Here is a 17,119-nt window from a genome sequence, read left to right on the forward strand (position 1 = left end):
AGATCATGACAGAAAAAAGCCAGGCAGAACTTGAGCACCTCCACCAGTCGGTGGTATCGTTCGGAAAATTTGCACTCAAAATGCTGAAGGATGGTATTGATGCATTTGAGTCAGGAAATACAGAGCAGGCAATGGAGATCTCCCGGCTCAAGAACGAACTGAAATCTTCGTTCGTCCCGCTGGAGGATTCACTATTCCAGTACCTTGCCCTTTACCAGCCGGTAGCCAAGGACATGCGTGAATGTGTCGCTTCGATACGGATCATTTACAACTTCGAGCGGATCGGCAGAATGGGGTACGACATCGCAGAAACGACTGCGATCCTGACAAAATGCTGCAACCTGAAGGACTGTGAAGCACTGATATCAATGGGCAGACTGGTCATCACGATGATCGATGATGCTTTGAGTGCCTATGAAGAACGCTCCATCACAAAGATCATCACGATGCGTGACCGTGATGAAGAGGTTGACACACTCTACTGCGATGTACTGACCGGGTTTATTGGAAGGATGCAGGAAGAGAAGGATGCCGTGCCGGTCCTGACACGATATGTGATCATCGATCGGTACCTTGAGCGGTGTGGCGATCAGGCGTGCAACATCGCCGAGATGATCGTGTACATGATCACCGGTGACCGGGTTGAGATAAACTGAACTGAAAAAAGTGGAAAGTTTCAAGCCGAGGTTCTGAACGCGGATCTTCCTGCATATGCTGCAGAGGATCCGAGTTCCTCACCGATACGGAGCAGTTGGTTATACTTCTCGACACGTTCACCCCTACAGGGAGCTCCGGTCTTGATCTGACCGGTAGCAAGTGCAACAGAGAGATCGGCAATGAACGAGTCACAGGTCTCCCCACTCCGGTGTGAGATCATCGCTCCCCATCCCTCTTTCTGTGCCATTCTTACCGCATCGATCGTCTCGGTCACTGTGCCGATCTGGTTGAGTTTTATCAGAACAGCGTTGGCAGACTTCTCTTTGATACCCCTGCTGATACGTGCCGTGTTCGTGACAAAGAGATCGTCACCAACCAGTTGAACCTTCGATCCGATCGCCTTTGTCAGCTCAGCCCATCCTGCCCAGTCATCCTCGGCAAGTCCGTCCTCTATCGAGATGATGGGGAACGTCGTCGTAAGATCGCGGTAATAGTCTGCCATCTCTCCGGAAGAGAGGGACCGCTTCTCGGTTTTCAGGGTGTAAACCCCATCCTTGAAGAATTCACTCGAAGCAGGATCGAGGACTACACAAATATCCTTGCCAGGAGCATACCCTGCCTCCTCAATGGCAGTGATGATGAGTGAGACAGGTTCGCTGTTTGAGGGAACCTGTGGTGCAAATCCGCCCTCGTCACCGACGCCGGTGGAAAGCCCCTTCTTCTTGAGGACAGACTTAAGTGACTGGTAGACCTCACATCCCCACTGCATCGCATGGGGAAAATCAGGAGCTCCGACCGGTGCGATCATGTACTCCTGGAAGTCAGAACCCTGCCAGTTTGCATGGGCTCCTCCGTTCATGATGTTCATGCACGGAACCGGAAGCGAGTATGGACCGGACGCAAGGGAGCGGAAGAGCGGGATTCCATCTGCTGCTGCATGAGCCCGTGCGACAGCCATCGAGACGGTAAGAATAGCATTTGCCCCGAGTTTTCCCTTGTTCTCGGTGCCGTCAAGGGCGATCATCTTCTCATCGATCGCCTTCTGATCTGCTGCATTCATGCCAGTAAGAGCCTTGACAATCTCGCTGTTAACAGAGGTCACCGCTCCGAGAACACCTTTTCCTGAGAACCTGGCTCCCCCGTCCCTGCGTTCCACAGCCTCGTGGATACCGGTGGAAGCACCGGACGGACAGGCTGCTCGGGCCATAACCCCGCTCGAAAGTGTTACATCAACCTCAACCGTGGGATTACCACGGGAGTCGATGATCTCCCGGGCTTTTATTGTCTTGATACTTGTATCCATGGCGTTCCCTCAGTATCTTCACTCAGTGGGAGTGAGACAAGAAATACCCTGTCTTCTGTAATCGCCCAAAAAGTGGGACCAGACCATGAAGCCTGTCGGTGTATGACTAGATCTTCAGCCCGGATTTATAGCCAAATGACTTCTGCATCATGGAGATACTTCCGGTCACCTCAGTCTCATCCTTCCAGGTGTTGGTTGCTGCAGTCTTGTTCCAGTCGTTCGCATAGGGGTTTTTACTCTTGTTCCTGGATGATGTGGTTGTTTTTTTATCGCGTGCCTCGTTGATGCTTCCCGCAAATCCAGTTTTTACAGTCCCTTCTGCGTAACTCTCTCCTGATGAGGTATCAGGACTGACCGCTAACTGGTATGAGAGGCCGGCCGAGGTACTGATCTTTGATCCAACTGCACGAATCTGTTCCTTAGTTGAAAACTTCCCGCTGTTGAAGTTTATCAACGAACCCTGTGCCTCGACATAATTGGAAAATGCCGGATTCGGGATCAGATACTCATCTTCACTGAACACACACCTCACAGACTCGGTTGAGTTGCTGGTATAATTCCCGTTCACATCAAGGAGCAGATAGTCATCTCCGACAAGATGCGAACCGTCCGATCCGGCATACGTCATGACCTTTTCAGATTCAAGGTTGAATGATGAGTCCTGTTTGTTTGATGAGTCAAACCCGGTGTTCTTTACCCCATTAATCAGCCCTCCGTTCGAAAGGAGAGATTCATGGTACACAACTGACGAGATGATCTCACCCTTGCCAATAGTCGTATCCGTTGTTGATCCATTCTTCACCGTAACCCAGTCCATCCTGGTTGAGTCATCGAGAAGTCCGGTTACATCAATCTGGGTGTCGATGCTAAACTTCTGAACTTCAGAAACTGTTGAAGGAAGCCGGTCTGCGTCTGCTGCACCGAATAATCCAGAAATGAGAACCAGAAGAAAGAGACAGCAGAGGGAAGGTTTGAGATGTCTGGACTGAACAGAGAAGGCATGAACCACCCGTTCAGCCGTTCCACTCGGGGAGTTGTCTGATAACGCCATCTAATCCTCAAAAAAGGTTATTGGCCGGTGATACCTGCGGAGACCGGTTGTTGATCAGAACCAGTCGGTATTGTCAGGACTCCGGGAGATTCCTGTGGTACAATCGGGGCATCCTCATCATACGAGATCATGAGATCTACCGAGTCACGCAGGTAATCCATCTCAACGACCTCGACCTTGGTGACAGGCAGACCGGTTCTGTTCCTGAGATCTGCGATCAGTTCATCATAACGATCCGCACGAACCAGTTCTATCCGCTCGTACCTGACCAGTTTACGCTGTTCATACCTGAACCCCCACTTCTTCTCAAGAACCCAGAGAACCAGGATGACCATCAGGTTTGAGAGAACCAGGTTGACATACTGGCCACTGCCAAAGAGGATCGAGTTCAGGATCGGCAGGGCGATGATGACGAAGAGGTAGGTCATCTCTCTGATCGGGACAGTATCGGTCCTGTACCGCAGTACGGAGAAGAGTGCGAACAGCCCGAATCCGGCCCCGATGGAGAGTTCAACAGAGGTGAAGAGCCCCATTATCAGGTACACAACCACAGAGAAGGCCATGAATGTGAAGACATAGTCCTGAGCCCGGCGGTGACGATAATAGATCCCTCTGACAACGATCAGTGAGAAGATGAGGTTTATCACCATCCCGGCCACAAATAGGGCATAATCAGAGATTACCATCTGATCGGCCCTCCATGCATCATCTTCTGAAGCAGACGCAGAGTCATGTTGAAGTTGTTGTGCTTGATCAGGTTGCCATACAGCAGTGAGATCCCGATACAGTACTTTGAGAACCCTTTTGGTTTTACCCGCATACGGGTCAGGTAGTCAAAGGCTGGTGAGTCGGAGTGTTCACTGCTCCGCTTCAGTTCAGCGATCACGATCTCGGGAAGAACAAGATCTGCAGATCCTGAATGGTACGAGAGATCCACATCCAGAGTGATTCGTTCGGGGCCGGTGGTTGATACCAGGGTTACGCGCTTGTACTCGTTGATCAGAACCGGCTTGAACTGAGAGTAGTCATACGGGAGGCATGAGCCGAAAAAATCACGAAGATCTGCCCCAAGGCTGGTGATGAGACCCTCGGTCTGAAGCCTGTGCTTGACAGTCCTACCGGTATTCTTCTTCTCTTTGACCTCAAGGAAGTTCAGATCAGAACCGACATATGACCTTGTCCTCACTTTGTATCGTGGCTTACTTCCGTTATGGTGGGTCAGATAGAGACTCAATCGGGGTGAATCGTAGTACGTTGTCGAGTAGGTCTGGACACGTACCCCGTTTACCTCAAAGACCCGGTATGTATCAGGGAGATGGGAGATGAGATCCCTGGCCTGCTCTGCAGTGAGCAGATACTTGGACTCTTTGCGATCCTGCAGGCTGGCATGCTCCATCTCTGTGAGCCCGATCGGCTGGAACCTGTCAAGGACAGTGTCAAGGGCTTCATCCCTTCCGGCTGCCTGAACCGTGCTTTCCATTATACAGTCCCCTGTTCCTTCAGGAACTTCTGGGCAGCCTCATACTGTGATTCGGTATGGGCGATCAGTGAGTCGAGTGATACAGTGAAGTCTTCTGAACTCTTCAGGTGAGTATATCCTTCCTGCTCTCCCTCATCTCCGACCACATACGGCGTGATGATCTCATGATTTCTGGTATAGATGGGATCCATCCGTTCCGGATTGAACACATCAGAGATGACCACTGCAACCGCGTTCACATACTTCTCGTGATACACCGGATCATCCATCAGATACCTGATCAGAGGCCAGTCACTCGTGACATTGGCAAGACTGATATCCTGTGTTCCGCCACCAGGTCCCATGTGAGTCATGTTCATTCCACCACCCATACCTCCGGGCATCTCCATCGGGAAGGTTCCGGGAGTTGAGTTCCCAAACTCGCCAGACATAGGTCCGAAGGGATTGCCCATTGCACCGGTGGAGATGTTTCCGGGAGAGAAGTTACCCATACCCGGGTGATCTCCTCCCATTCCTCCCATTCCTTCACTGCCATTCTGCAGTGCAAAGTTATTATCCCAGGGAATCCAGGTTATCTGCCCGGTCGAAGGATTGGTATAGAGATAGAAGTTATGAGCCATCGAGCCGTATGTGTCCCAGTTCTGGATGACGGTGTTGGTTGCCAGCCAGGTCATGAACTCATCAACATCAAAGATGGATTCGAGATCTGATCTCCATGCAGATGGATCTGTAGTTCTCTTTTCAGAGTTTAATGCCGTGTAAAACTGCTCAAGATCACTGAAGTCATTCTCTTTCTTGTTCGTCTCCTTATCAAAGAAACTGGAGTTGAATGTACCATTCCTGAAGGTTACATCATGCTCACCCTCAGCTTTGTACAGATTTCCCGAATCATCGTTAAACTGGGATGAGAGCATTGTATCTCCTACGTCCTCGATCATCGTATAGAGACCGAAGTATTCCGGACCATTGCCTTTGTCGATATATACCTGATAGAAGGAGGCCCTTGGTGCAGGCACACCGGCATCACGGAAGATCTCTGTGACGATCTTGTCCCTCATCAGGGAGTTGTCACCATACCCGCTCTGAAGGTTGAGTTCATCAAACCCATAGAGAGTCTGTCCTTTCACGTCCGGGTACTGGTCCTTGAACTGGTCACAGTCAAGTTTCAGGGAGATCTTGTATGTTCCCTCACGCCATGATCCTGATAGCGAACTGAATCCCTTGAATCTGACACCGACATTATCAAGTGTTGTGTCATTCAGCGTCACCCGGGCAGGAACATACACAGGATTCGTGTCAGTCATCCCTGGCATACCCACCCCTTCAGGTCTCTCACCCGGGGTGAAGGTACCAGTCGGCATGGGCATCCGGGTATCATTTCCGAATTCGCCATACAGTTCAGTCATGTTATCCAGCATCTTCTGCCAGTCATCGGATCTGATAACCAGATCAATCCGCTGGACTGAATCATTAGGAAATACCAGGTCGTAATCAGGACCTTTTGAATCATCAGTATCCGGATCCTGGTTATTCTGGATTGGATCGATTGCGGCAAGGGTTGATACCCCGCCTGGAGATGTGGTATTGGAGATTACCGCTGCCTGCACCAGCCCTGCACTGAGCAGGATTACAAGAACAGTCAGAATTCGAGTATAGATCATTTCATTCATTCCGATGTTGATTTTTCTTGGTTGTCCGATTCATTTCACGGACAGATTCGTTATCATCGCAGCATCATATCCCAAGCCGGTTTCTACCCCATGATGATGAGCAGATGTTGGTAGTACAAAACTTTCCGACCTATTGAGACTATGATGAAACTGATACAACCAATGGTTGCAATGCCAGGTAGTAAAGAATTTCACAACAATGAAGTTGAATATTCGATTGGTCAGTTCGGAGAGACCACAACAAAGGTATGCTATAACCAGGTTGAAAAATTGCATCTTGAACCAGAATAAAATATCAACTGATTTGAGGACACCGGGGATCTATAGAGATATCTGATTCAACCTGTGATTTCAGAAGACAATAGTAAAAAATTTTACAACCAATCAGGAGAATAGTAACTGATATCGGTTAGAACATGACAGATAAGATCCATCCGGCCCTGATCTCAGCTCTTAATACGCTGGGCCTCACGACCTACGAGGCCAAAGTTTACGCAGCACTTGTCCTCTACGATCAGGCCGGAGCACGTGATCTGATCGATTTCCTCCAGATCTCAAAGCCGAGTATCTATGAGAGCCTTCAGAAACTACAGGACCTGGGCCTCGTAATAAAAAGATATTCAAAACCTGCTCAATTCGCACCGGTCCACCCTGAAACCGCTCTGCGTGCCCTTCTTGAAGCACACACCCATGCTGCAGCAGTAGCAGGAGCAGAACTGGAACTGCTCCGAAGAGAAAATATCACAGAAGACCAGGACGAGGCAGTCTGGTCAGTGTACGGTAACGCCACCGTTGAGCACAAAATCCGGGATCTCATCACCGGGGCCGATCATCAGATTGTGTGTGTTATGGGTGAGAGATATGTTCCCATCTTTTATGAGGCAAAGATCAGACGTCCGGCCATATCCCTGACTATCATATCAGACAATCCAATACTTGAGCAGGAGATCAAAGAGAAGTTCAGGAGTATTGATGCAACCATCAGGGTTATCGCAACTCCCGGTCCTGAATGCATGCCCCGCCCTCCTGACTCGAATCCGGATATTGATCAGTATATAGAGATAAGAAACGTGCTCGACCTCGTTGTTGATGACAGAGAGGCTTTTTCCATACCTCCAATCAGAGCTAAAAAGTTATCAGGACTCCATTCAGGAAACAAGGTTGTTATTATGATGACCAGGGACAGGATATCGGGGTTTTCCAGGCATCTTGGGAGTTGCCCCGGACCCTCTCATACCCAATAATGTATCAGGGATACACCTCTCCTCCCGACTGACTGATCCAGTCACTGAAGAATGTAGCAGGCACATACATCGGCTGATGCCGAATCCTGATACGAAATTTCTTTTTTCTGACAGCAGGAGCATGCCGACCGTGCTCCTTTTGATGACATGTATGGCAAAGCACGGTGAGATTATGGAGTGTTGAATCACCACCTGCAGAAAGGGGGACGATGTGATGAACCGAGAGTTCAGCAGTGCTGCCACAGATCTGGCACTGATGCCTATCCCGCTCAAGGGCCTGACGCCTGATAAGATTCCAGAAAGGAGGTCTGCTCCCCCGGACTGCAGCAGGCTCGGTCTCCAGCCAGGTGAGAAACCGGTGTTCACATAGATCAGAACAGTACGTCTTTCGTGATCCGGTCAACTCCCCACACCAGAGGCAGGGATGACCAGCGGGACCAGAAACGGTGTCTGAATCCACCATATCTGATCATCACCCTCAAAAATATATAGAATTTTCCCATGCACAATATTTCAACAGGATGCAGGGAGATTGGATAGCCCCATTGATTTTTTAGCGATATTAGTGAGCAATGGCAAACGTTAAAGAATAATTAAGGGACTTTGAAACTATAGAGATCCTGATTCATCCATAATCTAGGTACGAAACGACCTTGTAGGTTTCAGCTTGAGTACCACCATGGACGATGCTATAAACACTCTCGCCCCCAGTCTCCCTGAACTAAAGGGTTTAAACACGTTCGATCCACATACCAATATCACACCAGAGGTCTCAGAAGAAGAGATCAGGCAGCGATCGCTTTCTATCATAACAGAACTTGTGAAAAAACAACCAAAGGCAAAAAAAGCATGGAGCCTCCTTTCACGAGATCCTGACCTTGCAGTCCATTGGGAGTGTGCAAACTACATAACTGTCGAGAAACTCGGGATGAATGATCACGGAAGAGTTCATGCAATTGTTGCTACAGCATCCGCACTTCAGATACTGGAATACCTCATTGCAGCAGATATCCTTCCTGATATCCTCAGTTCAGGGATGGGAGATATTGACGATGCCTACCTGATCGTGCTGACAGCAGCTTTGTGCCACGATATTGGAAATGAGATCCACAGGACAGATCATATCTCACACAGTCTCCTGCTTGTTAGCCCGATTCTTGATCGAATTCTTCCACAGATCTACGACGATCAGGACCGGATGGCAAGGGTGAGAACATTCATCCTGGGATCCATCTACACCCATCACGGTGATCCCAGACCTCTCACCATCGAGGCAGGGGCGGTCTGCATCGGTGATGCAACAGACATGACAACCGGAAGGGCGAGAACTGCGTATGATCAGGGAAGAGTATCAATTCACACGATCTCTGCACTCTCCATAGATATGGTTCTGATAGAACAGGGGAGCGATCTTCCGGTTGTGATCACGATCCATATGTCCAACTCAGCCGGCCTCTTCCAGGTACAGGAGATCTTAGGACCAAAGATCGCAGCAGGGCCACTCACCCCCTATATCGAAGTCAGAATTCAGTGCACCGGTGAAAGTGATGGTTCAGAGAAGCAGATCCTGAGCGGAATGAAGTTTGTCCAGGGATTGCTGATTCGATAAAAACCAATAGTCTAATTCTTCTCATTAAAGCGGTTGCACATTCATTTTTTCCCGTAAAGGGCCTTGTGCAACAAGAATACCTAAAAAAAGGACTTGGAAAGTTCTGAATCAGAGATTATACTCTGAATCCGGACGTGTATGCAAAGGCCTTCTGTAAGGTCTTGATGCCGCCGGTGACTTCAGTAGTGTCTTTCCAGGTGTTGGTTGCGGAGGTCTTGTTCCAGGTTGCGCCTGAGCTCAGTGCATAGTTATCGTCGCCACCATCACGGGCTTCCATGATGCTGCCTGCGAAGACAGTCTTGACGGTACCCTCTGCAAAGCCGCTGCCGGAGTTTGCATCAGGAGTGACTGCGATCTGGTAGTTCAGGGCTGCCGGAGTGTCAGCGGTCTCTGCAACTCCACGAATCTGACCCTTGGTCGAGATCTGAGCGCTGTTTACGTTGACCAGACTGCTCTTGGCAGAGACAATGTTACAGAATGCTGGCAGGATGTCGCTGTCTGCCTGTGAAAAGACACAGCGGATGTTGTCATCGCCGGTTGCGTAGTTACCTGCAACTGAGAGGGTGTACTCTTCCTCGCCTACGAGGTGTGCACCTTCGGTGCTGGCGTAGGTCAGGACCTTCTGCTGCTCAATGTTGTACAGGCCACTTCCCTGGTTCTTTGAGCTGAAATCGAAGTTCTTGTTCTCAGCGAGCTTTCCACCGTTGGTGAGGATGGAGTCTCTGAAGGTTACATCAGCAACTACCTGGCCAGCCTTCAAAATACCGGTTGGAATTGAACCCGGACCTGCAATAACCCAGGACATGGTGGTCTTGTCGTCCACTGCACCAGTAACATCGATGACGGTGTCAATAGAGAAGACCTGATTTTCAGGGGTTGCATTGGGCAGACGGTCTGCTGCTGCAAGACCGGAGATCGCCACAAGGGCAACCATTGTTATAAGTGCTGCGATAGAGAATCTCATTCTTACTCCTACAATATTTGCCGATACTCTCAGCATCAACTTGTACTCATACGCGTACTCACAATAAAGCGTTTCTTCTAATAACTAACTAGAGTCATCCGAATATTTTAAGTAATATTGAGAATCCTCGACCTGCATTCTGTATCAGGCACGAAGAGAGAAACAAAAAAATGAGTTGCATCTGAAGCCAGGGTCGACCCCTGGTTTACAATGCTGATGATTTTGGATTATACCTTAAATCCGGACTGATAGGTGAAGGCCTTCTGCAGGGTCTTGATTCCACCGGTTACTGAGGTAGTATCTTTCCAGGTGTTGGTTGCAGAGGTCTTGTTCCAGGTTGCGCCTGAGCTCAGTGCATAGTTGGTGTTTCCACCGTCACGGGCTTCCATGATGCTGCCTGCGAAGACAGTCTTGACGGTTCCCTCTGCAAAGCCACTGCCAGAGTTTGCATCAGGAGTGACTGCGATCTGGTAGTTAAGGCCTGCCGGGACATCAGCAGTCTCAGCGACTGCACGGATCTGACCCTTTGTTGAGACCTGAGCACTGTTCACGTTGACAAGGCTGCTCTTGGCAGAGACGATGTTACAGAATGCCGGAAGCACACTGCCGTGGTTGGTTGAGAAGACACAGCGAATGTTGTCTACAGCATTTGCATAGTTGCCTGCAACTGAAAGGGTGTACTCTTCTTCGCCGACAAGGTGTGCACCTTCGGTGCTGGCGTAGGTCAGGACCTTCTGCTGCTCAATGTTGTACAGGCCGCTACCCATGTTCTTGGAGCTGAAATCAAAGTTCTTGTTTTCAGCGAGTTTTCCACCGTTGGTGAGGATTGCATCCTTGAAGGTGACGTCAGAGATTACCTGACCAGACTTCAGGATTCCGGTTGGAATTGAACCCGGACCTGCAATAACCCAGGACATGGTGGTCTTGTCGTCCACTGCACCAGTAGCATCGATGACAGTGTCAATTGAAAATACCTGGTTTTCAGGGGTTGCATTGGGCAGACGGTCTGCTGCTGCAAGACCGGAGATCGCCACAAGGGCAACCACTGCGATAAGTGCTGCGAATACGAACTTCATACAATTTCTCCTACAATCTTGCTGATACTCTCAGCATCAACATATACACGTTAGGATAGAGGAATTATATAGTTTTGTAATAAATAAATAAAATAGATCCAGTATACATATAGTGCCACCATAGATCAATAGTGACATCATATCCACATGTCCACCCTCACCACCTTCCGGAAATCTCTGATTGAGGAGAACAGGATGAAGATTCAACCGATTACCCGGCTTTGCGCAAAAAAGAATGGTACATACCTGAAAAAAGGAGTATAACAGATCAGATCACTTGGTTAGGGAAACGAATCCCTCTTCTGTGATCAGTTTCTGTCCTTCAGGACTGTCAATAAATGCCATGAAGGTAACAGCATCACCGGTCGGCTGTCCCTTGGTCAGGAGATGAAGTGGTCGTGCCAGGGGGTACTTTCCTTCCTTAACCGTCTCAATAGACGGAGATATCAGGGTACCATTCACAGAGAGCGGAACTGCATGAATAGTTGAGTCAACATATCCAAGCCCGACATATCCGATTGCATCCTTGGTCTGGGCAACGGTCTGCTGAACTGCTCCATTCGAGTTCTTTTCGAGCTGTGTCTTGACAAAGTCTGCCTTCTTCATGACATCTGATGAGAAGAATTCTCGTGTTCCGGATGCACTGTCACGACCGACAACAACGATTGCAGCGTCACTTCCGCCGACATCCTTCCAGTTGGTGATGTTTCCATCATAGATCTTCTTGATCTGCTCAATAGTCAGGGAGGGAATCGGATTAGCAGAATTCGTTATGATTGCAATTCCATCAATCGCGATCTGGTGAGCCTGAATATCAGAATACTTCTTCTTCTCTTCAGCGGTCAGGTCACGTGATGCCATACCGATCATCGCAGTTCCTTCTCCGGCAGCCTTCACACCGGCCCCGGTCCCACCACCGGTAACCTGTACATCTATTCCAGGATGAGCGGCCATGTAGGTTTCTGCTGCTTTTGCTGCAATCGGAAGCACCGTTGTTGAACCGGCAACCGTGAGGGAAGACCCACCGGAGGTGGCTTTTGCAGCATCAGATGCCTGTGCTCCTGCGACAGTGGTCGTTGGGGTGACTTTATTATCAGTCTGGCCTGAAGAGTTACCCGTGCATCCTGCCATCAGGACAGAGCACAGGAGAAGACAGATCAGGATACATCCTAACATAGCGGTTTTTGAATTCATCATACACCAACACTCGTGGGTTCATACCACTCTGACCTGAGTACACATGGGCTTTCCCGCTATACTCCATAGAGAGAAAGGATGGAGCAGTATCAGAATGATACCTATAGAGAACTATTGTGATTCAATCAGACTGAAAATCTGCCAATATCTGAATGGATACGGCAGGCAAGACCGGCAACCGTCTCAATATGCAGGGAAATCTCCTCAACAGACCGGCAGGATTCATTGCATGCATGTGCCGAGGCATCAGCATCCTTTGTTGTCTCCTGCATCAGTTCACCGATCACCCGTGCACGGACGTCAAGACCTTTGATCATCTGCTCCTGTTCATCGGCAATCTGAACCACGTCCCTGCTCATGGTGGCAATGGTCCGTATCTCGGCAGACATACTCTGAAACAGGCTGACCATCTCTTTCACCGCAACACTGCGGGATTTTACCTCCTCCCGTGCCCCCTCAACCCCATCCTTAACCTCATTGAAGGCCTGATTCAACGAACGGAGGGTCTCTGATATTCCAACGAGGGCACTTTTGGAGTCAAGAGCCAGACACTTTACTTCAGAAGCTACGACAGCAAACCCTTTGCCTGCATTCCCGGCATGGGCAGCTTCTATTGCTGCATTGACCGCAAGCAGATTGGTCTGGTTGGTAATATCGGTGACGAGCCCGATGATCTTGGTGATCCTGATAAGTTCTTCCTGGATCCTGACAGCCCTGGAGGCTATGAGATCTGTTGCGCCGGATATGGCATCCATTCCCTCCCCGCTCCTGCCTGCCAGTTCAATCCCCCGGGATGAGAGATCATCTGCCTTACATGAGATATCAGCTACCGATTCAGACCTGGTGGTCATCAGATGCAAAGACCGCATTGCTGCATCGGTTCCTTTGATCATCTCCTGGACCTCGGTTCTGACCTGGCCGGCCCGGTCTGAAACCGAGAAGGCATACGCAGCAAGAGTCTCGGCCTGGCCTGCAACCGACGCGATACTCTCTCTCATCTGATCAGCCTCGCCGTTCATTGTGGTGGATGTACTCCTGAGATCAAGAATACTTTCAGAGATCCTGATCCCGATATTGTCAAGTGATGACCTGATAGTAACAAAATCCCCGGCAACCTCAAGTTTTCTTCCCATCCGGACGGTAAAATCCCCGGCTGCATACCCGCTGCTCACCCGGTCAATCTCGCTGACCACCCCCTGGCAGTAGATACCGATGGCGTCGAGTGAGACCTTCAGGTTCTCGAAATCTCCAGGATATGGTATCTTTTCATCCATTCGGGAGTCAAACCTGCAGAGGGCATACTCACCGCTCACCCTTCTGACCTCTTCAAGCGGGGCATGGATCAGCCCGAGCATCCGGTTCATTCCGGTGACCAGTGCCTGATAGTACCCTGAAAGCCCTGATAAATCGCCACGTGCAGAGAGATCACCCTGCATCACCGACATTGTCAGTGATTCGACTGTTGCAATCATCATCTGGAGTGAACTCAGGGCATCATCGAGATCCCTGATAACCATTTCAAACGGACCTGGAGGAATATCACCCACCGAGACCGGAATCCACCCGGTCTTCATCTGCTCAAGAGTTGTTGCAAGCACCTGGTACTGGGCCTGCACCGAGTCCAGCATCTGATTAAAATCAGAGGCGGACGTACTGCCCTGTTCATCATCTGCGAACATGGCAGGATCCAGGCGGGTTGAGAGAACTCCTGAAGTAAACCGTTCACATACTCTGGAAATCTCCCCGGGAAATGATACCACCGACTGGTCAACATCCGCACTATCCGTATTGTCGGATTGAATAAGAACCTCGTTGAAGGCTGTTGCAAACTCAGATAAAATCCCCCTGTACTCCCCGGCTGCCAGAGGTGACCGATGAACCGCTGTATCAGAATCTGGATCTGGCTGCACGTTGAGATCCTGACGAAGTGAGTCGAGCATCAGAAGGATCATCCTCGTTCTAGTGCTCAGGATGAGGTCATCAGGCACGACTACAGGATCAGACGAGAGGATGGCATTTTGCAGAATGGACCTTTCGTGCCTCAACCCCCTGACCAGGGACGCAAGATCGCCAGCCTTCCGGGTAATGTTATCCTTAAGGTAATCGCTGGAGATCTCATCACAGATCAACCTGATCGTCTGCAGGCAGACCTGGGGATCGGGATTACTACCGCTGGTATTGGAATCTATCAAAGAGCAGAGCTCACCGAAGCCTTCAGGAGCTGAGGATAATCCAACAGGAACAGGGGTTAGCAGGAGATGAACAACCTGACGCTTGAGAAGCGGGATCAATCTTCGTTCGGCCTGCACAAACAGGGGTTGTGTTCCGGACACCTGGAGGACAGCAGGTTCATTACCTTCCTTACCTGCGAAGATATCGTTCAGAATCAGAACACCGTGACTGCCTGACACCCGAAAGAGAGGGGTGTCAAAAAGGTTTGTTCCACGGGATGTCTCAACATCTATCCCACAGAATTCTCCAGCCTGGGATGAGAGAGAGAGGATCGTTCCATCAGTCTCGAGAAGAATCTCTGCAGGTTCTGACCAGGAACTTCGTATCTGATCATATGAAGGGATAGTGCCATCTGATCCGGTATCAGCCAGAACCAGCAGCAGGTAGATGAGTGACCCGTTACCATCCATCACAGGCAGGGCAGTAGTCGGATAGATATCAGACCCGGTCGGAAACCTGAACTCAACTACCCCGCTTGCAGGTTTTCTCATCAGGGCCGCATCCCATACCGATTCACCAGAAAGGAGGGACATCTCAATATCACGGAGAGGATGACCGCTCAGTGATCTCGGTATGTAACCCGAAGAGTGATAGAACGTATCGTTTGCGCCAAGGATGGTCAATGCAGCGTCACAAATAAGAACCGGGGAGGGAAAGGTACGGACTCCTTCATTCCAGTCAGTATTATTCTCTGAAGAGGAGTGGAGAAGGCGGACCAGCGCTTCAAGATCGCCTGACCCCGGTGAACCCGTGTTCATGACCTTCATCCTTCACTCACCGGCAGTGATACCCGTCCGGTGGCTTCAGATCCTGTTTTTAAGCGGTACCCCTTCTTTGGAATATGGATCTCAAACCTGGCACCTTCCAGGTTATTACCGGTTTCTGAAATTCCCATTCCGGTAATCCCCAGGATCTCCCGGGTATAATAGAGACCAAGACCGGTGTTGCTCCCAAACCCACGTTCAAAGATTTTCTCTTTCAGATCATCGGGAACTCCGATCCCGTCATCCTCGACAACAAGAACCCCGCCATCCATCAGTTCCATGAAACTGATCCTGACAGTGGTGACCCGTTTTCCATGCATGATCGCATTCTCTATCAGATTGCTGACGATCTTGCCGAACATTACATCGGTGTAAACCTCAACCATCCCGGTCGAGTGCAGGATCGTGATGTCACCAAACTCGTGTGAACAGGTGATCCCTTCAATGATGGCACCAACAGAGAGCCACCGTGGCCGCTGAATCCCGATCTTCTGGTATACATCAGAGAAGAGCAGGTGTTCGTGGATGCTGTTTATACTCGAACCAATAGCGGTAACATATGGTCGTATCTCGTGGTTTGATTCTGCACACTCGAGCAGGAGTTCATATGAGTTCATCTGGACAGTGAGCTGGTTCCTGATGTCATGCCTGGTGATGCTATTAATAATGTGCAATTTCCGGCTTGTGCCCATCAGGGCCTCCATCGCAGTTTGCTCCTCTTCAAGCGCGTAGTGGTGAATAGCATACGCAAGCTCACCGCATAACTCGGCGAACATGGCGTGTTCATCAGAATCATGTGCATAATCTGCCGAAAGGGTGACTGAAAGGATCCCATACACCTCACCGGCATGCTCAAGCCGCATGGTCAGGGCATACTGGCCCTGATGATCAGGATAGAGAGGGCAGGATATGCAGGTCTGACTAGGCTCGCAGATCACCGGTTCGCGTCCCAGACCAAGGGCACGACGGGTGCAGGAGGTCCGGTTTCCTGCCCTCAGATAGGTGAGAAGATCTTCTATTCGGTCTTCAAGCCCTGCGTGATAGACTGATCTGACACTTCCATTCCGATCAAAGAGGACAACCCTGACATTCTGATACCCTCTTCCTGAAGAGATGATCCTGCAGACATTCTGCAGTTTCCGATCGAACTCATCATTCCCGTGCAGAGTTCCTGACACCTCACGAAGTGCCTGAAATATCTGGTACAGATGGTGGATCTTCTGCTTTGTCCTGTACTGCCCGGCTGCATGAAGGACTTTTTTTGCCAGTTCTGCAAACTGAGAGCCTGGATCTCCCCCTTTCTGCAGGTAGAACGTGGCACCATTGTTAAAAGCCCTGATGACAACCTCTTCACGCCCCCTCCCGGTAAAGAGGATGAACGGGAGGTCATGCCCGCACTCCCTGATCTCTTTGAGAAACTCGATCCCGTCCATGACCGGCATCTCGTAGTCTGATATGACCGCATCGTACCGCGATGAAGAGAGAAGGCGAATGGCTTCCTGTGGATTGGTGGTTGTATCAACCGATACCCTTCCGGTCTTCTCAAGGTACATTCGGGTTATCTCAAGGATGATCGGCTCATCATCAAGGTGGAGAATATGGATACTACCAGGCTGCTTTTGATCAGGTCTCATGGCCCTACCCTTCTGATCTTCTCGGCAAGCTCCTGTGCCTGGTCCTGTTCGATGAACATGGCAGATGCAATTCCCACCCACTTTGAGAGATCTGCACAGTGTGATGGTTCAATATCTTTGAACGAGAGCCCGCTCATGTGAAATTTGGTCTGCCGTTCAAGGAGGGTGATCGCTGCAGGGCCGAGATACTCGGTAGCGATCGTAAGGACGGTATCTGAAGTCATGGTCATGGTGGTCC

General features: G+C 50.0%; 15 protein-coding genes. 3 read left to right on the forward strand and 12 right to left on the reverse strand.

Annotated features, from left to right (window positions below; all coding sequences use genetic code 11):
• Window positions 1–5 precede the first annotated feature (5 nt).
• Complete coding sequence (gene phoU / locus ACHZA2_RS06995) at window positions 6–656, forward strand: phosphate signaling complex protein PhoU (protein ID WP_319579131.1); 651 nt, start codon at window positions 6–8, stop codon at window positions 654–656.
• 20 nt (window positions 657–676) lie between these two features.
• On the opposite strand, the gene eno is transcribed toward phoU, so the two are convergent.
• The 5 genes from eno to ACHZA2_RS07020 form a co-directional block, all read right to left on the reverse strand.
• The gene (gene eno / locus ACHZA2_RS07000) at window positions 677–1,960 is read right to left on the reverse strand and encodes a phosphopyruvate hydratase (protein ID WP_319579132.1); all 1,284 of its coding nucleotides are present in this window, start codon (window positions 1,958–1,960) and stop codon (window positions 677–679) included.
• Between the two features lie 106 nt (window positions 1,961–2,066).
• Window positions 2,067–3,011, reverse strand: coding sequence for a hypothetical protein (locus tag ACHZA2_RS07005; protein ID WP_319579133.1), 945 nt, complete (start codon window positions 3,009–3,011; stop codon window positions 2,067–2,069).
• A 17-nt stretch (window positions 3,012–3,028) separates the two neighbouring features.
• Entirely contained in the window at window positions 3,029–3,697 is a 669-nt protein-coding gene (locus tag ACHZA2_RS07010) for a DUF4956 domain-containing protein (RefSeq protein ID WP_319579134.1), read from the reverse strand.
• Entirely contained in the window at window positions 3,691–4,491 is an 801-nt protein-coding gene (locus ACHZA2_RS07015) for a polyphosphate polymerase domain-containing protein (protein ID WP_319579135.1), read from the reverse strand. The genes ACHZA2_RS07010 and ACHZA2_RS07015 overlap by 7 nt, the downstream gene beginning before the upstream one ends.
• A complete protein-coding gene (locus ACHZA2_RS07020) occupies window positions 4,491–6,152 on the reverse strand; it encodes a CotH kinase family protein (protein WP_319579136.1) in 1,662 nt (553 codons plus the stop codon). Before ACHZA2_RS07020 ends, ACHZA2_RS07015 begins: the two co-directional genes overlap by 1 nt.
• Before the next feature lie 425 nt (window positions 6,153–6,577).
• On the opposite strand from ACHZA2_RS07020, the gene ACHZA2_RS07025 reads away from it, so the two are divergent.
• Window positions 6,578–7,405 (forward strand): helix-turn-helix domain-containing protein, encoded by an 828-nt coding sequence (locus ACHZA2_RS07025; protein WP_319579137.1) that lies wholly within the window; start codon window positions 6,578–6,580, stop codon window positions 7,403–7,405.
• A 4-nt stretch (window positions 7,406–7,409) separates the two neighbouring features.
• Here ACHZA2_RS07025 and ACHZA2_RS07030 read toward each other — a convergent pair whose 3' ends face one another.
• Window positions 7,410–7,868 carry an HNH endonuclease gene (locus ACHZA2_RS07030; protein ID WP_319539496.1) on the reverse strand — a complete coding sequence of 153 codons (459 nt, stop codon included), beginning with the start codon at window positions 7,866–7,868 and terminating at the stop codon, window positions 7,410–7,412.
• Window positions 7,869–8,084: 216 nt separating this feature from the next.
• Between ACHZA2_RS07030 and ACHZA2_RS07035 the strand changes: the two genes are divergently transcribed.
• Window positions 8,085–9,014, forward strand: coding sequence for a hypothetical protein (locus ACHZA2_RS07035; RefSeq protein ID WP_319579138.1), 930 nt, complete (start codon window positions 8,085–8,087; stop codon window positions 9,012–9,014).
• Between the two features lie 115 nt (window positions 9,015–9,129).
• Here ACHZA2_RS07035 and ACHZA2_RS07040 read toward each other — a convergent pair whose 3' ends face one another.
• The 6 genes from ACHZA2_RS07040 to ACHZA2_RS07065 all read right to left on the reverse strand — a co-directional run bounded on the left by ACHZA2_RS07040 (window position 9,130) and on the right by ACHZA2_RS07065 (window position 17,111).
• A complete protein-coding gene (locus ACHZA2_RS07040; protein ID WP_319579139.1) occupies window positions 9,130–9,978 on the reverse strand; it encodes a hypothetical protein in 849 nt (282 codons plus the stop codon).
• Between the two features lie 227 nt (window positions 9,979–10,205).
• A complete protein-coding gene (locus ACHZA2_RS07045) occupies window positions 10,206–11,054 on the reverse strand; it encodes a hypothetical protein (protein WP_319579140.1) in 849 nt (282 codons plus the stop codon).
• A gap of 273 nt (window positions 11,055–11,327) precedes the next feature.
• Window positions 11,328–12,251 (reverse strand): phosphate ABC transporter substrate-binding protein, encoded by a 924-nt coding sequence (locus ACHZA2_RS07050; RefSeq protein WP_394698515.1) that lies wholly within the window; start codon window positions 12,249–12,251, stop codon window positions 11,328–11,330.
• Window positions 12,252–12,376: 125 nt separating this feature from the next.
• Window positions 12,377–15,250, reverse strand: coding sequence for a methyl-accepting chemotaxis protein (locus ACHZA2_RS07055; RefSeq protein WP_319579143.1), 2,874 nt, complete (start codon window positions 15,248–15,250; stop codon window positions 12,377–12,379).
• Window positions 15,247–16,881 (reverse strand): response regulator, encoded by a 1,635-nt coding sequence (locus ACHZA2_RS07060; protein ID WP_319579144.1) that lies wholly within the window; start codon window positions 16,879–16,881, stop codon window positions 15,247–15,249. The genes ACHZA2_RS07055 and ACHZA2_RS07060 overlap by 4 nt, the downstream gene beginning before the upstream one ends.
• The gene (locus tag ACHZA2_RS07065; RefSeq protein ID WP_319579145.1) at window positions 16,878–17,111 is read right to left on the reverse strand and encodes a hypothetical protein; all 234 of its coding nucleotides are present in this window, start codon (window positions 17,109–17,111) and stop codon (window positions 16,878–16,880) included. Before ACHZA2_RS07065 ends, ACHZA2_RS07060 begins: the two co-directional genes overlap by 4 nt.
• Window positions 17,112–17,119: the final 8 nt, after the last annotated feature.

It is taken from the genome of uncultured Methanospirillum sp., from assembly GCF_963668415.2.
Lineage (GTDB): Archaea > Halobacteriota > Methanomicrobia > Methanomicrobiales > Methanospirillaceae > Methanospirillum.